The organism is Verrucosispora sp. WMMC514 (assembly GCF_027497295.1).
Classification (GTDB): Bacteria; Actinomycetota; Actinomycetes; order Mycobacteriales; family Micromonosporaceae; genus Micromonospora; species Micromonospora palythoicola.
Window position 1 is genome coordinate 519,446 of record NZ_CP114906.1, and the last position, 14,838, is coordinate 534,283.

Annotated in this window: 13 protein-coding genes; 5 read left to right on the forward strand and 8 right to left on the reverse strand. The window is 75.1% G+C overall.

The features are described from left to right. Nucleotides 1–198: 198 nt before the first annotated feature. The 8 genes from O7597_RS02230 to O7597_RS02265 form a co-directional block, all read right to left on the reverse strand. Nucleotides 199–594 (reverse strand): DUF3040 domain-containing protein, encoded by a 396-nt coding sequence (locus O7597_RS02230; RefSeq protein WP_099850992.1) that lies wholly within the window; start codon nucleotides 592–594, stop codon nucleotides 199–201. A gap of 115 nt (nucleotides 595–709) precedes the next feature. After that, complete coding sequence (locus O7597_RS02235; protein ID WP_269737491.1) at nucleotides 710–1,969, reverse strand: DNA polymerase IV; 1,260 nt, start codon at nucleotides 1,967–1,969, stop codon at nucleotides 710–712. Nucleotides 1,970–2,007: 38 nt separating this feature from the next. Further along, entirely contained in the window at nucleotides 2,008–3,180 is a 1,173-nt protein-coding gene (locus O7597_RS02240) for a nucleotide pyrophosphatase/phosphodiesterase family protein (protein WP_269737492.1), read from the reverse strand. After that, nucleotides 3,177–3,941, reverse strand: coding sequence for a methyltransferase domain-containing protein (locus O7597_RS02245; RefSeq protein WP_269738661.1), 765 nt, complete (start codon nucleotides 3,939–3,941; stop codon nucleotides 3,177–3,179). The genes O7597_RS02240 and O7597_RS02245 overlap by 4 nt, the downstream gene beginning before the upstream one ends. Nucleotides 3,942–3,976: 35 nt before the next feature. Beyond that, nucleotides 3,977–7,375: an error-prone DNA polymerase gene (locus O7597_RS02250; protein WP_281581892.1), complete on the reverse strand. Its 3,399-nt coding sequence runs from the start codon at nucleotides 7,373–7,375 to the stop codon at nucleotides 3,977–3,979. Between the two features lie 87 nt (nucleotides 7,376–7,462). Next, on the reverse strand, nucleotides 7,463–9,178 hold the full coding sequence (locus tag O7597_RS02255) for a DNA polymerase Y family protein (RefSeq protein WP_281581893.1): 1,716 nt from the start codon (nucleotides 9,176–9,178) through the stop codon (nucleotides 7,463–7,465). After that, nucleotides 9,171–9,896 carry a hypothetical protein gene (locus O7597_RS02260; RefSeq protein ID WP_281581894.1) on the reverse strand — a complete coding sequence of 242 codons (726 nt, stop codon included), beginning with the start codon at nucleotides 9,894–9,896 and terminating at the stop codon, nucleotides 9,171–9,173. The genes O7597_RS02255 and O7597_RS02260 overlap by 8 nt, the downstream gene beginning before the upstream one ends. A gap of 127 nt (nucleotides 9,897–10,023) precedes the next feature. Next, the gene (locus tag O7597_RS02265; RefSeq protein ID WP_164449204.1) at nucleotides 10,024–10,473 is read right to left on the reverse strand and encodes an SAV_6107 family HEPN domain-containing protein; all 450 of its coding nucleotides are present in this window, start codon (nucleotides 10,471–10,473) and stop codon (nucleotides 10,024–10,026) included. Nucleotides 10,474–11,045: 572 nt separating this feature from the next. Between O7597_RS02265 and O7597_RS02270 the strand changes: the two genes are divergently transcribed. From O7597_RS02270 to O7597_RS02290, 5 genes are read left to right on the forward strand one after another with little or no spacing between them, the layout of a single operon-like run. Next, nucleotides 11,046–11,534, forward strand: coding sequence for a YbaK/EbsC family protein (locus O7597_RS02270; RefSeq protein WP_269738662.1), 489 nt, complete (start codon nucleotides 11,046–11,048; stop codon nucleotides 11,532–11,534). Further along, nucleotides 11,531–12,274: a monooxygenase gene (locus tag O7597_RS02275; RefSeq protein WP_269737496.1), complete on the forward strand. Its 744-nt coding sequence runs from the start codon at nucleotides 11,531–11,533 to the stop codon at nucleotides 12,272–12,274. The genes O7597_RS02270 and O7597_RS02275 overlap by 4 nt, the downstream gene beginning before the upstream one ends. Then, a complete protein-coding gene (locus O7597_RS02280; protein ID WP_281581895.1) occupies nucleotides 12,271–12,864 on the forward strand; it encodes a GNAT family N-acetyltransferase in 594 nt (197 codons plus the stop codon). The genes O7597_RS02275 and O7597_RS02280 overlap by 4 nt, the downstream gene beginning before the upstream one ends. Then, nucleotides 12,861–13,700 carry a carotenoid biosynthesis protein gene (locus O7597_RS02285; RefSeq protein ID WP_281581896.1) on the forward strand — a complete coding sequence of 280 codons (840 nt, stop codon included), beginning with the start codon at nucleotides 12,861–12,863 and terminating at the stop codon, nucleotides 13,698–13,700. The genes O7597_RS02280 and O7597_RS02285 overlap by 4 nt, the downstream gene beginning before the upstream one ends. Next, a complete protein-coding gene (locus tag O7597_RS02290; protein WP_281581897.1) occupies nucleotides 13,697–14,824 on the forward strand; it encodes a glycosyltransferase family A protein in 1,128 nt (375 codons plus the stop codon). Before O7597_RS02285 ends, O7597_RS02290 begins: the two co-directional genes overlap by 4 nt. The last annotated feature ends 14 nt before the right edge of the window (nucleotides 14,825–14,838 follow it).

Consider the following 14,838-nt stretch of genomic DNA (forward strand, 5'->3'; position numbering starts at 1 on the left):
CCATTGGACGCGTCGTTCGGTGACCGTCCGGGACCTGGGCCAGGTCTGGACGGCGATCCGACAGGGCGGCCGACGACGACAACCACGACGGCAGCAGGCAACCCGACGCGTCGCTACGGCAGCTGGGCCGTTCGCGCGCCACTTACCCGGGCACGTCGGCCCGGGGTGACCTGTTTCCTCGTCAGCGGCGGAACGCGGTCAGCGGTGCCCCTCCGGGCGCTGCCGCCACCGGTCCTCCATCCGGTCGAGGAAACCCGACCTCCGGCCGGCACGGCCGCGGGACCGGCGACGACTCGCCGTGCCCCCGACGACGTGCAGGTCGGGTGACTGCGCCCGACGATGCGACTGCACCGCGAACGCGGCCGAGGCCAGCATGACTACGAATCCCGCCACTGCCAGCGGCGGAGTCTTGATCACCGCGCCATAGACCAGCAACGCCAGGCCAGCGATGATCACGCCGGCAGCGACGAGCAGGCGACGCCGCGCGTGGAAGCGCGGATCGCTGGCGCGCACGGCCGAGGCGAACTTGGGGTCCTCGGCAAGCGACCGCTCGATCTGCTCGAACAGCCGCTGCTCGTGCTCCGAGAGCGGCACGGCACTCCTCCCCGGTCACGTTGGTCGGTCCGGTCGGACCGACAGACCGTGGCAGCCAACCGGCTGCTTACCCGCAAGTCTACGAGGGCCCTCGCGCGTCGGAAAGCGGGACGACCTACGGTCGGGTCGGATTTTCATTTCGTCGGGGTTCGCGCCCGCTGAGAAGACTGGCCGGTCCTATGACGGACCGCCCGAAACGGGCAGCCGCCGCGTCGGCGGCGACCTCCGCCTCCCGCCAACCCCGCTCCGGCTGCCCGAGGGCGAGCTGCTGCGGCGTCTGGTCGGCCGCCGTCAGTCCCTCCGCCCGGACACCGAGCAGGCGGATCCGCTCACCCGGGTTCAACGCGGTGTAGAGCGCCCACGACGTGTCGAACATCTCCCGGGCAACGTCGGTCGGCACGTCCAGGGTGCGGGCCCGGCTCACGGTGCGGAAGTCGGCGGTGCGGACCTTGAGCGACACCGTCCGTCCCACCTGCCCGCCGGCCCGCAACCGGGCACCGACCTTCTCCGCCAGGGCCAGCAGAGTCCGGCGGATCTCGGCCGGGTCGTCGACGTCCACGTCGAAGGTGACCTCCGCGCCGATCGACTTCTCCGCCTGCTCCGGGCTGACCCGGCGTGGGTCACGACCCCAGGACAGCTCGTGCAGGTGCGCGGCGGCCGCCTCGCCGAGCGCGGTCCGCAGCATGCCCGGCGACGCCTGCGCGAGATCGCCGATGGTACGCAGCCCGAGCCGCAGCAGTGCCTGCTCGGAACGCTCCCCCACCCCCCACAACGCGCCGACCGGTAGCGGGTGGAGAAACTCGAGCACCCGGTCGGCCGGCACCACGAGCAGACCGTCGGGCTTCGCCCGGGTCGAGCCGAGCTTGGCCACGAACTTGCTCGGCGCGACCCCGACCGAGCAGGTCAGCCCCTGCTCGGTCGCGACCCGCTCGCGGATGCGGCGGGCGATCTCCGCGGGCCGGCCGAACAGTCGCCGGGCACCGGCGACGTCGAGGAACGCCTCGTCCAGCGAGAGCGGCTCGACCAGCGGCGTGACGTCCCGGAAGATCTGCATGACCGCCCGCGAGGCCGCCGAGTAGCGGGCGAAGTCGGGGGGAAGGAAGACCGCGTGCGGGCAGAGGGCACGGGCCCGCATCGTGGGCATCGCGCTGCGGACGCCGTACCGCCGGGCCTCGTAGCTGGCCGAACTGACCACGCCGCGCGGACCGACCCCACCGACCACGACGGCCCGGCCGCGCAGCTCGGGTCGGTGCCGGACCTCCACCGAGGCGTAGAAGGCGTCCATGTCGACGTGCAGGATCGGGCACCCGGTGTCGTCGGCACCGGGCCCGAACCGGGGATCGCCGCCCCGGGGTAGCGACTGGCTGCGGCCCACCCGCGCAGGTTAGCCCGCCGGGCTGACATTCCGGCCGGTCAGCCCCGCACCACCAGCAGCGGAACGGTCATCTCGGCCGCGGTGTCCGCACCGTGGAAGGCCACCAACCGGGACACCATCGGCGGCTCCGACCGGCTGGCCAGCACGGCGTACGTGTCGTTGCAGACCACCACGACGTCGCCGATCCGGTCCAGGTGGCCGGTGGCCACCGGCCCGAACCGGCCGCTGGCCACCACCTCCGCACGGGTGAGCACCCGGGCGGCGGTGCCGAGCACCGCCGACCAGGCGGCCACCACGTCGTCGGTGGCCCCGGGGGCGACATGCAGGTAGCGCACCCGGGGCTCGCCCGCCACCACCCGCACCCCGGCGGTCAACCGGGGGTCGGTGTCCAGGTCGAACCGGTCTCCGTGCGGGATGTCTAGCTGCCCGTGGTCGGCGGTGACCAGCAGCGCGGCGTCGGGCGGCAACCCGTCCACCAGCCGGGCCAGCAATCCGTCCAACTCGGTCACCGCCACCCGCCACGGCAACGAGTCGACGCCGCTGAGATGACCGTGCCGGTCGACGTCCGGGTGGTAGGCGGAGACGAGGGTCGGACCGGGTCCCGCGGTCAACGCCGCCAGCGTGGTGGCGGCCACCGCGTCGACCCCGACCGCGCCCCGGTAGTCACCGCCCCGGTTGGCGGCCAGGGTCAGACCGGTGCCACCGAACTCCGGCCGGCTCACCACGGTCACCGCCACACCCGCCGCCCGGGCCCGCTCCAGCTGGGTGGGGACCGGCTGCCAGCGCAACGGGTCGGGATCGCCGGCACGCCACTCGATGTGGTTGAGCACCCGCTCGGTGCCCGGACGGCACACGGTGAAGCCGAGCACCCCGTGCGCGCCGGGCGCCACGCCGGTGCCCAGGGTGACCAGGCTGGTCGGGGTGGTGGAGGGGAAACCGGAGGTGAGCGGTCGACCGGACGCGGCGGTCAGCCCGGTCAGCGTCGGCGCGTACGGCGCGGCGGTCGGGATCTGGTACCAGCCCAGGCCGTCGACCAGCAGCACGGCGATCCGGCGCACCCCGGACAGTTCGGTGGCGAGGCCGAGCGGATCCGCGACCCCGGGGACACCGAGCACGGCCAGCGCGCTGGGCAGTACGTCGGCGAGACTGCCACCGCCGTAGGCCGGCGCGACGACCTCCAGCGGCCGGGCCCGGCCGAGCACGCCGGTCATGCCGGGCGGCGGGCGAACAGGTGCAGCTGGGCCGCGACGTCCCGCCAGGGTGGTTGGGCGGCGAGCGTCCGCTCCAACTCGACCAGGGCCGCCGCCTGACCGTCCGCCACGGCCGCGGGCAGCAGATCGGCCAGGACGCGTACGCCGTGGATCTCCTCGACGGTGAGCCCCGCGGTGGCCAGCAGCGCGGCGGCGTCCTCGACGTCGAAGCGGCGGCGCAGGGTGTCCCGCTCGCCGGCGGTGCCGACCGGATCGGCGGCCAGGGTCGCGGCCACGTCGAGGTGCCCGTTCATCGCCCGGCCGAGCACCGCGGCGGCCCGCCCGGCGACCAGCACGCTCGCCGCACCGCCCGGTCGCAGCACGCCGGCCAGCGCGGACACCACAGGTGCCGGTTCGTCGACGACCTCCAGCACGGCGTGGCAGAGCACCAGGTCGACGCTGGCCGGCTCGATCAGCCCGGCCAGCGCGTCGGCGTCACCCTGCACCGCGCGTACCCGCCCGGCCACCCCCGCCTCGGCGGCCCGGCGACTGAGCGCGGCGAGCGCGTCAGGACTGGCGTCGACCACGGTCACCCGGTGCCCGGCCCGGGCCAGCGGCACCGCGAAGCCGCCGGTGCCACCCCCCACGTCCAGCACGGTCAGCTCGGCGGCCGGCCGGCGGTCCAGCTCGGCGCGCAGCACCGACCAGACCACGGCGGTACGGGGGGTGAGCGGCGGCCCGGCCGGGCCTGGGGTCTGTTCCACCCGGTCGAGCCTAGTCAGCCGGGCACAGATCACCAGGGGGCACCTGTCCACCGTCAGCGGAAGTCGCGGGAGGCGGGACGGACCGGCGCCTCGATCGGGTCCAGCCGGTCGGCGACCAGGTTGACCACCCCCTCGTGCCGCTGCAGCCGGCCCCGCACCACCAACGCGGTGCTGGTGCGGGCCACCCGTCGATGCCGCTGCCACAGCCCCGGCGAGCAGGTGACGTTGAGCATGCCGGTCTCGTCCTCCAGGTTGAGGAAGGTGACTCCACCGGCGGTCGCGGGCCGCTGCCGATGGGTGACGATCCCACCGACCCGGATCCGCCGGCCCGGCTCCACCCGACCCAACCGGTCGATCGGGACCGCGCCCACGGCGTCCAACTGCGGCCGGATGAACCGGGCCGGGTGGTTCTCCGGCGACAAACCGGTGGCCCAGACGTCGGCGACCAGCCGGTCCACCTCCTCCATTCCGGGCAGCACGGGTGCCGCCGTACCGGTGACCGTGCCGGGCAACCGGCCGGGCCGCTCCTGGGCCGCCGCGCCGGCCGCCCAGAGCGCCTGCCGCCGGGTCAGCCCGAAACAGGCGAAGGCGTCCGCGGTGGCCAGCGCCTCCAACTGGGCGGCGGTCAGCCCCACCCGCCGGGCCAGATCCGACATGTCGCGGTACGGGCCGTTCGCCGCCCGCTCGGCCTCGATCCGGTCGGCCACACCGTCGCCGAGGGTACGCACGCTGGACAGCCCGAGCCGGACCGCCGGGCCGCCCAGCCCCCAGGCGTGCGGCGGTTCACCCGCCCGGCTGCCCCAGCGGGTGTCCGGGGTGGACTCCAGCACCGGCTTCGCGTCGCTGGCGTTGACGTCCGGTCGGCGTACCTGCACGCCGTGCCGGCGGGCGTCGTCGACCAGGGTCTGCGGCGAGTAGAAGCCCATCGGCTGGGCGCTGAGCAGCGCGGCCAGGAACGGGCCCGGGTGGTAGCGCTTCAGCCAGGAACTGGCGTAGACCAGGTAGGCGAAGCTCATCGCGTGGCTCTCCGGGAAGCCGTAGCTGGCGAACGCGGTGAGCTTGCGGTAGACGTCGTCGGCCAGTTCACCGGTGATGCCGCGCTCGGCCATGCCCCGGTAGAGCCGGTCGGCGATCTGCTCCATCCGCCGCACCGACCGTTTGGCGCCCATCGCCCGGCGCAGCTGGTCGGCCTCGGCCGCGTCGAAGCCGGCCAGGTCGATGGCGAGCTGCATCAACTGCTCCTGGAACAGCGGCACGCCGAGGGTCTTCTCCAGCGCGTTACGCATCAGCGGATGCGCGTAGGTCACCGGCTCCTGGCCGTTCTTGCGCCGGATGTACGGGTGCACCGAGCCGCCCTGGATCGGGCCGGGCCGGATCAGCGCCACCTCGACCACCAGGTCGTAGAACGTCCGGGGCTTGAGCCGGGGCAGGGTGGCCATCTGGGCCCGGCTCTCCACCTGGAACACCCCGACCGAGTCGGCCCGGCAGAGCATGTCGTAGACCTCGGGGTCGTCGAGCGTCATGTCGCCGAGATCCAGGCTCATCCCGATCATGTCGTAGCCGTAGTGCAGGGCCGACAGCATGCCGAGGCCGAGCAGGTCGAACTTGACCAGGCCGACGGCGGCGCAGTCGTCCTTGTCCCACTGGAGCACGCTGCGGCCGGGCATCCGCCCCCACTCCACCGGGCAGACCTCGATCACCGGCCGGTCGCAGATCACCATGCCGCCGGAGTGGATGCCCAGGTGCCGGGGGAACGTCTGGAGTTCGTTGGCGTACGCGACCACCTGCTCGGGGATCTCCGGCACGTCCACCGTGGCCACGTCGCCCCAGCGGTCGATCTGTTTGCTCCACGCGTCCTGCTGGCCGGGTGGGAAGCCGAACGCCTTGGCCACGTCCCGCACCGCCGAGCGGGGGCGGTAGGAGATCACGTTGGCCACCTGGGCGGTGTGTTCCCGGCCGTAGCGGGCGTAGACGTGCTGGATGACCTCCTCCCGGCGGTCGGACTCGATGTCCACGTCGATGTCGGGCGGCCCGTCGCGCTCGGGAGCCAGGAAGCGCTCGAACAGCAGCCGGTGCCGGACCGCGTCCACGTTGGTGATCCGCAGCGCGTAGCAGACCGCCGAGTTCGCCGCCGAACCCCGGCCCTGGCAGTAGATGTCCGCCCGCCGGCAGAAGTCGACGATGTCGTACACCACCAGGAAGTAGCCGGGGAAACCCAACTCCTCGATCATGTTCAGCTCGTGGTCGAGTTGCGCGTACGCCTGCGGGTGCGCCTCGCGCGGGCCGTAGCGTTCCCGGGCGCCCTGCTCGGTGAGGTGGCGCAGCCAGCTCATCTCGGTGTGCCCCGGCGGCACCGGGTACGCCGGCAGCTGCGGCGCCACGAGCTGGAGGTCGAAGGCAAGCTCGGCACCGAACTCGGCGGCCCGGGCCACCGCGCCCGGGTAGGCGGCGAACCGGGCCGTCATCTCGGCGCCGTCACGCAGGTGGGCGGTGCCCGCCGCGGGCAGCCAACCGTCGATCTCGTCCAGGCTGCGTCGGGCCCGCACGGCCGCCAGGGTGGTGGCCAGTCGACGCCGCCCCGGTGTCGCGTAGTGCACGTTGTTCGTGGCCACCGTGGGCAGGCCGGCGGCGGTCGCCAGCTCGGCCAGGGCGTCGTTGCGGTCGCCGTCGACCGGATGCCCGTGGTCGGTCAGCTCCACCGCCACCGTCTCCGCGCCGAACAGCGCGGTGAGCCGGTCCAGCTCGCGGGCCGCCGCGTCGACCCCCTCGGTGAGCAGGGCGGCCGGCACGTGGCCCTTGCGGCAGCCGGTGAGCACCAGCACGTGGTCGCGCAGGTCGGCGGCGATCTCCTCCAGCTCACCGTAGACCGGGCGGCCCTTCTCACCGCCCCGCAGCTGGGCGCGGGCGATGGTCGTGGCCAGCCGGGCGTACCCCTCGTGGCCGTGGGCCAGCAGCAGCAGGTGGTTGCCGTGCGGGTCGGGTACGCCGTTCTGCGGACCGGGCAGGCCGAGGGACAGTTCCGCTCCGAAGATCGTCGGCAGGCCCAGCGCGCGGGCCGCCTCGGCGAACCGCACCACACCGTAGAACCCGTCGTGGTCGGTGACGGCGAGTGCGGTGAGCCCCAACCGGACGGCCTCCTCGGCCAGTTCCTCGGGGTGGCTGGCACCGTCGAGGAAGCTGAAGTTGGTGTGCGCGTGCAGCTCGGCGTACGGCGGCACGCCGTCGGGCCGGGCCAGCTCCGGCGGCCGGTAGTGCTCCCGCCGCCGGCTCCACGCCGGCGAGTCACCCCCGTCGGCGTCGACCGCGAGCGGATCCACCACGTGCAGGTGCCGCCCCGCACCGCCGCCTTTCCCACCCCCGCCCGGCCCGTCGCCGCTCCTTCCGTCGCTCGACCGCCCGGAGAGCACCCGCTCCAACTCCGACCACGGCAGCCGGGGATTGTGGAAACTCACCACCCCCACCTCGCCGTCGCACCCCGTCCCCTCAGGATCTTGGTACGAAAAGACCCTCTGGAGGGCTGTTTCGTACCAAGATTCACATCAGTCATAGATCGCCTCCACCAGCCACTGGCCGGACTCGACGGCGAGCAGCAGGGCGCTGCCGTCGGCGAGGCGGACCTGGAACCGGGCTCGGCGGCGGGCCTCGGCCGGTGCCCACCACCGCTCGTCGACCGGCCACGGACCGGCCCAGCCGACGATCTCGACCGACGAGACCGGCCCACCGCGAAGGACGGTGGCCGAAGCGGCGGAGGTGGAAGCGGCGGCACCCGGGATGGGATCGGGGCTGGTGGCCTGCGGTGACACCGGGCCGATGCTCAGCCGGGCCGGTGGCGCGCTGACCGCCAGCCGCGCGCTCACCACCACCGGCGCGCCGGTGGCGTCGAGCACGCTCGCGGCGAGCGGGACGGGCAGCACCACGGCCGGCGAGGGCGGCGGCAGCCGCCCCGGCCAGGACGGTACGGCCGGCCCGGTGTTCACCCGCCGCCCACCGGCACGGGCCGGTCCACCGCCGGAGGCCACCGGCCCGCCACCGGGGCGGGCGGGCCGGCGCTCGTCGCCCCAGGGCACCAGCCGGGTCTGGTCGGCCGGGGATCGCCCGCCGCCGAGCACCGCGGTGACCACCGCCTCGGGACCGAGCAGGCCCTGCACCCGACTCAGCGCGCGGTGCGCCCGCTCGCGTTCCGCGCCGGTCTCTCCCCACAGCCCGGGTTGCAGACCGGCCTGGGCCAGCACCCCGTCCGGCAGCAGCCGCAGCCGGATGATTCCGGCGGTGGGACGGGCCGGCCGGTCACCGCCGCGCCGGGCACCGGAGAGCCAGCCGTCCAGTTGCCAGCGGACCCGGTCGGCGATCGCCGCCGCGGTGAGCAGCCCGTCGTGCCGCCAGACCCGGTGCAGTTCCTGGCCGTGTGCGGTGACCGCCTCGATGCCCAGGCGGGTGCAGGCCAGTCCGTGCCCGGCGAGCCGTTCGTGCAGTTGCTCGGCCAGCGTCCGGGCCGCGAACGCCGCCACGTCGATCCGGTCGATCGGCTCGTCCAGGTCGGCGGTGACCGTCAGATCGGCCGGCGGGCGCCGGACCGCGAGCGGCCGGTCGTCCCGTCCGGCGGCCAGCCGGTGGGCCAGCGCCCCGTCGAACCCGAACCGGGCCAGTACGTCGCCGGCCGGCAGCGCGGCGAAGTCGCCCAGCGTGCGTACCCCCAGCCGGCGCAGCAGGTCGGCCAGCGCGGGGCGGCCGAGCGCCTCGACGGGCTGACCGGCCAGGAACTCCGATGTCCCGCCGGGCGGGACGATCCGCCCCTCGCGGGCGGCCAGTCCGGCGGCGAAGACCCCGGCGGCGACACCGATCTGACTCTCCACCGCACAACTGAGGGCGACGTGCTCGACGATCCGCTCAGCGGCCGCCTCCTCACCGCCCAGATAGCGGCTCGGCCCCCGGGCGGCCAGCGCGCAGGCCCCCGGACGGATCACCTCGACCCCGACCGCCACCTCCTCGACCGCGGCCACCACCGGCTCGAACGCCCGCGCGTCCCGCCCCGGATCGTGGTCGACGACGGTGAGCCCGGAGCAGCGTCCCTGCGCCTCCCGCCGACGCAGCCCTCGGCGTACCCCCTCGGCGCGGGCCCGTTCGGAGCAGGCGATCACCCGGTTGGCGTGCAGCACCGCGACCGGCCCGGTGGCGGGCACCCCGTCGACGATCTCGGCGGCGAGTACCGGCCAGTCCGGGCACCACAGCAGCAGTGTCCGGACCGGTTCACCCACGGCCCGCCACCACCCGCAGGCGCGTGGCACCCGGCCGAGCGACGGTGGCCGGGCCGGGGATGACCCGGGTCAGCTCGTCACCGGGCAGCCAGACCTTGACCTCCCGGGGCCGGGCGGCGGCGCCCCGCCCGCGAGCCGAGATGGTCACCTCCCGGCGGCGCAACCGTCCCCGCCCCGGCCCGAGCCCCTGCCAGATCCCCCGGACCACCTGGAGCGTCACGTCCGCGCCGTCCCACCGGCCGTACGGCACCAGCACGCTGCCGCGTTGCCGGGCCCGCGCGGCCAACCGGTCGGCGACGGAGGCGGGGACGGTGGACGGGACCGCGGTGACCACCACGTCGACCCCGTCGATGAGCGCGGCGACGACGGTGGGCCACTCCGGACCGGGCTGCGGCACCAGGGCCAGCCGGTCCAGGACGATGCCGGCCTCGGCCGCCGCCCCGGCCCCGAAGGTCGGCATCCCGACCACGGCACACCAGGATCCGGCACGGGACGCCTCGGCGAGCAGCGCGAGCAACAGCGAGGTGGTGCCGCCGGGTCGGGCCGGTCCACCGCCGACCGCGACGGTGCTGCCGCGCCGCAGCCCCCGGTTGGGCAGCAACCCGGTCAGCTCGGGCCGCACGGGCAGCACCCGGTGCCCACCCGCCGGGTCGGGTGCGCTGGCCGGGCGGACCAGCCCGGCCAGCGCGGCGGAACCGACCACCATGCGGCCCGCCATCGGACCTCCCCCGTCGTCGCCACGGACATCCGGCCCGTGGATGGTGCTGTCGTGGATCAGAAGAACGCGTGTGGTGGGGCGGCGTCCGGCCACCCTGGGTCCCGCCGAGGCGGCCGGACGCCGCGGCTCAGGCGACGAGACCGTCGATCGCCGGCTGGTGTGCCAGGCCGAGTGCCGCCTCCACCACCGTCACGAACTCCTCGGCGGCGCGGAGCAGGTCGTCGGCCTCCCGGGCGGTCACCACCCGGGGTATGCCGGCCTCGGCGGCGGCCCGTTTGCCGGCACCGAGGGCGAAGTAGCCGGCCCACTCGTCGAGCTCGGGGGCGACGTTGGCGAGCAGGACCCAGACGCTGGTGATCCGGTGGCGCCGGGTGGGTGCGGGACGGGCGCGGGCGGCAAGCACCGCCGCGGCGGCGCGCAGGGCCGCGAGATGGGCGGCGGCGTACCGGAGTCCGTCGGGGCCGGTCCGGGCGGCCTCGGCGAGCCCCTGCCGGGCCACCGCGAGCAACTGGACGGGAGTACGGTGCGGCAGCACGTTCGCGGGCACCGTCGGTGCCTGAGCCGGACTGGTCGGCATGGTCTCCTCCAGATGAGCCGGGGCGGGCAGGTGCACGACGGGTCGGATCCGTCGACGCGGTGGCCCGCGGCGGTCGGTGCGGAGGAAGACGCACCAGGTGGGTGGCCGGCCGGGTGCGGAGCTTCCCCACACCACACCCGGCCGGCGTACCGGCGGGTCCGTCGTCCGCCGCCCGGGGGTCGTTGGGCGGCGGACGACGGTCCTGCCTGACGGGCCCGGACTCGCGACTGCCCGGGGCCCTGGTGCGGTCCGCGGCACCGCACCGGTCGGAGGCCGGTGCCGCGAAACACCCGCCCCCGAGAGGGGTTGGAACGAACGTTCGAGGCAATCGAACACTCGTTCTAACTACTGCTGACAGTACACCCTCCCCCCGACGAAAACGCAACGTGTGACGCGCCGACAACGTCGATCGGATCAGCAGCGTCCCGCGAGATGCCGCAACTCGCGGCTTCAACCGGCCCGGATACCGCGACATGCGGCAACCCGTGCCGCTGCGCCGGTCGCTGCGCGCCGACTCCCCGGGCGACGTGGCCGATGGCGCGGGCGGTCGGCGTACCGGGAAGAATGGCGGCATGCAGTCACACCCGAACGTCCGGGCGGTGCAGGGCGCTCTCGACGCCGCGAACGCCCGGAACGGCTCCGACGCGCCCGCCACGGTCCGCCTGCTGCCCGACGCCGTGCACACCGCCGCGGCCGCCGCCGAGGCGCTCGGTGTCGACGTCGGCGCCATCGCCAACTCGCTCGTCTTCGACGCCGACGGCACCCCGCTGCTGGTGCTCACCTCCGGCGCGCACCGGGTGGACACCGCCGGTCTGGCCGCCCGGCTCGCCGTCACCCGGCTGCGCCGGGCCACCCCGCAGTTCGTCAAGGAGCACACCGGACAGGTGATCGGCGGGGTCGCCCCGGTGGGTCACCCGCAGCCGCTGCGCACGCTCGTCGACACCGCCCTGGACAAGTACGACGAGATCTGGGCCGCCGGCGGCGTACCCCAGGCGGTCTTCCCCACCACGTACGCCGAACTGCTCCGGGTCACCGGCGGGACCCCGACCGACGTGGCGTGAACGGGTCGGAGAAGGTCCCCGAGCTGGTCACCCTGCACGTGTGGCGGATCGCGCCGACCGCCGTGGGCCGGGCGCTGACCCGGATGGCGGTCGATCCGCGCCGGCTGCGGGCCCTGCCCGGCGTCCGGTTCGGCAAGCTGCTCGGCACCGGGACCGGCACCGGCTTCGGGCCCGGCGACGCGGATCTGACCCGGTGGGCGGCGCTGACGGTCTGGGACTCCCCCGGCGCGGCCGCCCGGTTCGCCGACTCGCCGGTGGCGCGGGCCTGGTCCGGTCTCGCCCGCGCGGGCGTCCGGCTCGACCTGCGGCCACTGACCAGCCGGGGTGAGTGGTCCGGCCGGCGGCCGTTCGGGGCGCCCGCCGGTGGCCGGGTAACCGGCCCGGTGCTGGCGCTGACCCGGGCCCGGCTGCGCCCGACCCGGGCAGTCACCTTCTGGCGGGCGGTCCCGCCGGTGGCCGCCGCCCTGCACGCCGCGCCGGGGCTGCTGGCCCGCTTCGGCGTCGGCGAGGCGCCCCTGGGCTGGCAGGGCACGGTGAGCGTGTGGCGTGACGCGGCGGATCTCGTGGCGTTCGCGTACCGTCACCCGCAGCACCGGGCCGCGATCACCCGAACGGAGACCCAGCGGTGGTACGCGGAGGAACTCTTCGCCCGATTCGAGGTGCGGGACGTGGTCGGCGACCGGACGGTACTGGGGTGGGTCACCGACGACGGTGACCCGGCGAAGGGTGAACGGGCATGAGGTTGGTGCGGTGGACGCCGGACGATCTCCTCCGGCGGCTGGACGACGTGGTGGCCGTCTACGGCGAGGCGATGGGTTACCGCGCCGACCTGCTGGAGGCCCGCCGCGGCTACATCGCCACCCACGTACGTCGACCCGGCTTCCGCGCCGTGGCCAGCCTCACCAGCTCCGGTCAGCTGGCCGGATTCGGGTACGGCTACGTCGGCGCCGCCGGTCAGTGGTGGCACGACCAGGTCTGGCGGGCACTGGACCAACCCACCCGGCGGCGCTGGCTGGCCGACTGCTTCGAGGTGGTCGAGCTGCACGTGCGACCACCGGCCCAGGGGCACGGGCTGGGCGCCGGGCAACTGCGCGTCCTGCTCACCATGGCCGAGAACGCCACCACCCTGTTGTCCACTCCGGAGGCCGACGAACAGACCTCGCGCGCCTGGCGGCTGTACCGCCGGTTCGGTTTCGTCGACGTGCTGCGCGACTTCCGTTTCCCCGGCGACGAGCGCCCGTTCGGGGTACTCGGGCGGGATCTGCCGCTGCCCGTGCCGGGATCGACACCACCGCCGTCGGTGCCGACCCCACCACCGGTCCGCTCATGACCGCACGCTCGTCGGCCCGCGGCTACGCCTGGACGCTGTTGGCCCTGCTGGTACTGGCGCAGATCTGCTACCCGCTGACCGGCGGGGTCACCCGGGCCCGGCTGACCGTGGCCACGGTCGTGCTCGGCTACCTGCTCTCGGTGGGGCACGCCCTGGCCACCCGGGGGCCACGGACGGCGGTGGCGCTGGTCGCGGTGGCCACCGGCGGCGGGTTCGCCATCGAGGCGCTCGGCGTGGCCACCGGCTTCCCGTTCGGCAGCTACGACTACTCCGGCCAGCTCGGCCCGAAGCTGGCCGGCGTACCGCTGATCATCCCGCTGGCCTGGACCTGGATGGCCTGGCCGGCCTGGTTGGCGGCCACCCGGCTCACCGGCGGGGCACCCGGTCGGTGGCGCTGGCCGGGCCGGATCGCGTTGGCCACCGTCGGGTTGGCCACCTGGGACCTCTTCCTCGATCCGCAGATGGTGGCCGAGGGGCACTGGGTGTGGCGGGACGCCACGCCGGCCCTGCCCGGGCTGCCCGGCATCCCGATCAGCAACTACCTGGGCTGGCTGCTGTTCGCGGTGCTGATGATGACCGCGCTGCGTCCGCTCGCCGGGCCCACCGTGGCCACCACCGGCGCCGGCGACCAGCCGATGTACGCGCTCTACCTGTGGACGTACGGCTCCAGTGTGCTCGCCCACGCCGTCTTCCTCGACCTGCCCGCCTCGGCGGTGTGGGGTGCGGTCGGCATGGCGGTGGTCGCCGTACCGCTGGCCGTCACCCTGCTGCGGGCCCGACGGATCCGAGACCGGGACACCGGTTCGCCACGCTCCCCGGTCGACGTGGCGGCATGACCGCCGCGCTGGTCCTGTTGCTCGGCGTCACCGTGCTGACCGCGCACACCGTGGTCAACGCCGGCCGCTGGCTGCGCCGGCCGACCGACCGACCGGTGCAGGTCACCGAGCCGGTGGCGGTGCTGCTGCCGCTGCGCGACGAGGCCGACCGGGTCACCCCGTGCCTGCGTGCCCTGCTCGCCCAGCGGGGAGTGCCCGGGCTGCGTGTCGTGGTGCTCGACGACGGCTCGGGCGACGGCACCGCCGAGGTGGTCCGCGCGGTGGTCGCCGACGACCCCCGGGTCACCCTGCTCACCGGGGTGGACCCCCCACCGGGCTGGCTGGGCAAGCCGCACGCCTGCTGGCAGCTGGCCACCCGCGTCGAGGAGCCGGCCACCGCCCTGGTCTTCGTGGACGCCGACGTGGTGCTCGAACCGTACGCCGTGGCGGCGGCGGTCACCGAACTGCGCGCCGCCGGGGCGACGCTGCTGTCGCCGTACCCACGGATCGTGGTGCGGACGGTGGCCGACCGGCTGGTGCAGCCGCTGTTGCAGTGGCTGTGGCTGACCTTCCTGCCGCTGCGGGCGATGGAGCGTTCGCCACGGCCGTCGCTGGCGGCGGCCGGCGGGCAGTTCCTGGTCGTCGACCGGGCCGGCTACCTGCGGGCCGGCGGGCACGCGGCGGTCGCCGACCGGGTGCTGGAGGACATCGAGCTGGCCCGGGCGGTGAAGCGGGCCGGCGGCCGGATCGCCCTCGCCGACGGCTCCCGGCTGGCCAGCTGCCGGATGTACGAGGACTGGCCGCAGCTGCGCGACGGCTACACCAAGTCGCTGTGGGCCTCGTTCGGGCACCCGGGCGCCGCGGCCGTGGTGCTGACCGTGCTGCTGGCGCTCTACACCGCACCACCGCTGGTGGCCGGCGCGGCGCTGCTCGCCGGCGCGCCGACGGTGGCCGGGATCGCCGTCGGCGCGTACCTGGCGGGGGTGGCCGGGCGGGTGGTCAGCGCCCGGGCCACCGGCGGCCGGGCCTGGCCCGACGCGCTGGGCCATCCCGTATCGGTCGCGGTCCTCGGTTGGCTGACCCTGCGGTCGTACCATCTGCGCAAGCGGCGCCGCCTGTCCTGGCGTGGCCGTCCGGTCGGATAGGGCCCGGGAGGGAC

Coding starts and splice junctions, on each gene's coding strand:
- O7597_RS02240 (WP_269737492.1), bottom strand. CDS start 3,180: ATGACCGGCGTGCTCGGCCGGGCCCGGCCGCTGGAGGTCGTCGCGCCG.
- O7597_RS02260 (WP_281581894.1), bottom strand. CDS start 9,896: ATGGCGGGCCGCATGGTGGTCGGTTCCGCCGCGCTGGCCGGGCTGGTC.
- O7597_RS02265 (WP_164449204.1), bottom strand. CDS start 10,473: ATGCCGACCAGTCCGGCTCAGGCACCGACGGTGCCCGCGAACGTGCTG.
- O7597_RS02270 (WP_269738662.1), top strand. CDS start 11,046: ATGCAGTCACACCCGAACGTCCGGGCGGTGCAGGGCGCTCTCGACGCC.
- O7597_RS02280 (WP_281581895.1), top strand. CDS start 12,271: ATGAGGTTGGTGCGGTGGACGCCGGACGATCTCCTCCGGCGGCTGGAC.
- O7597_RS02285 (WP_281581896.1), top strand. CDS start 12,861: ATGACCGCACGCTCGTCGGCCCGCGGCTACGCCTGGACGCTGTTGGCC.
- O7597_RS02290 (WP_281581897.1), top strand. CDS start 13,697: ATGACCGCCGCGCTGGTCCTGTTGCTCGGCGTCACCGTGCTGACCGCG.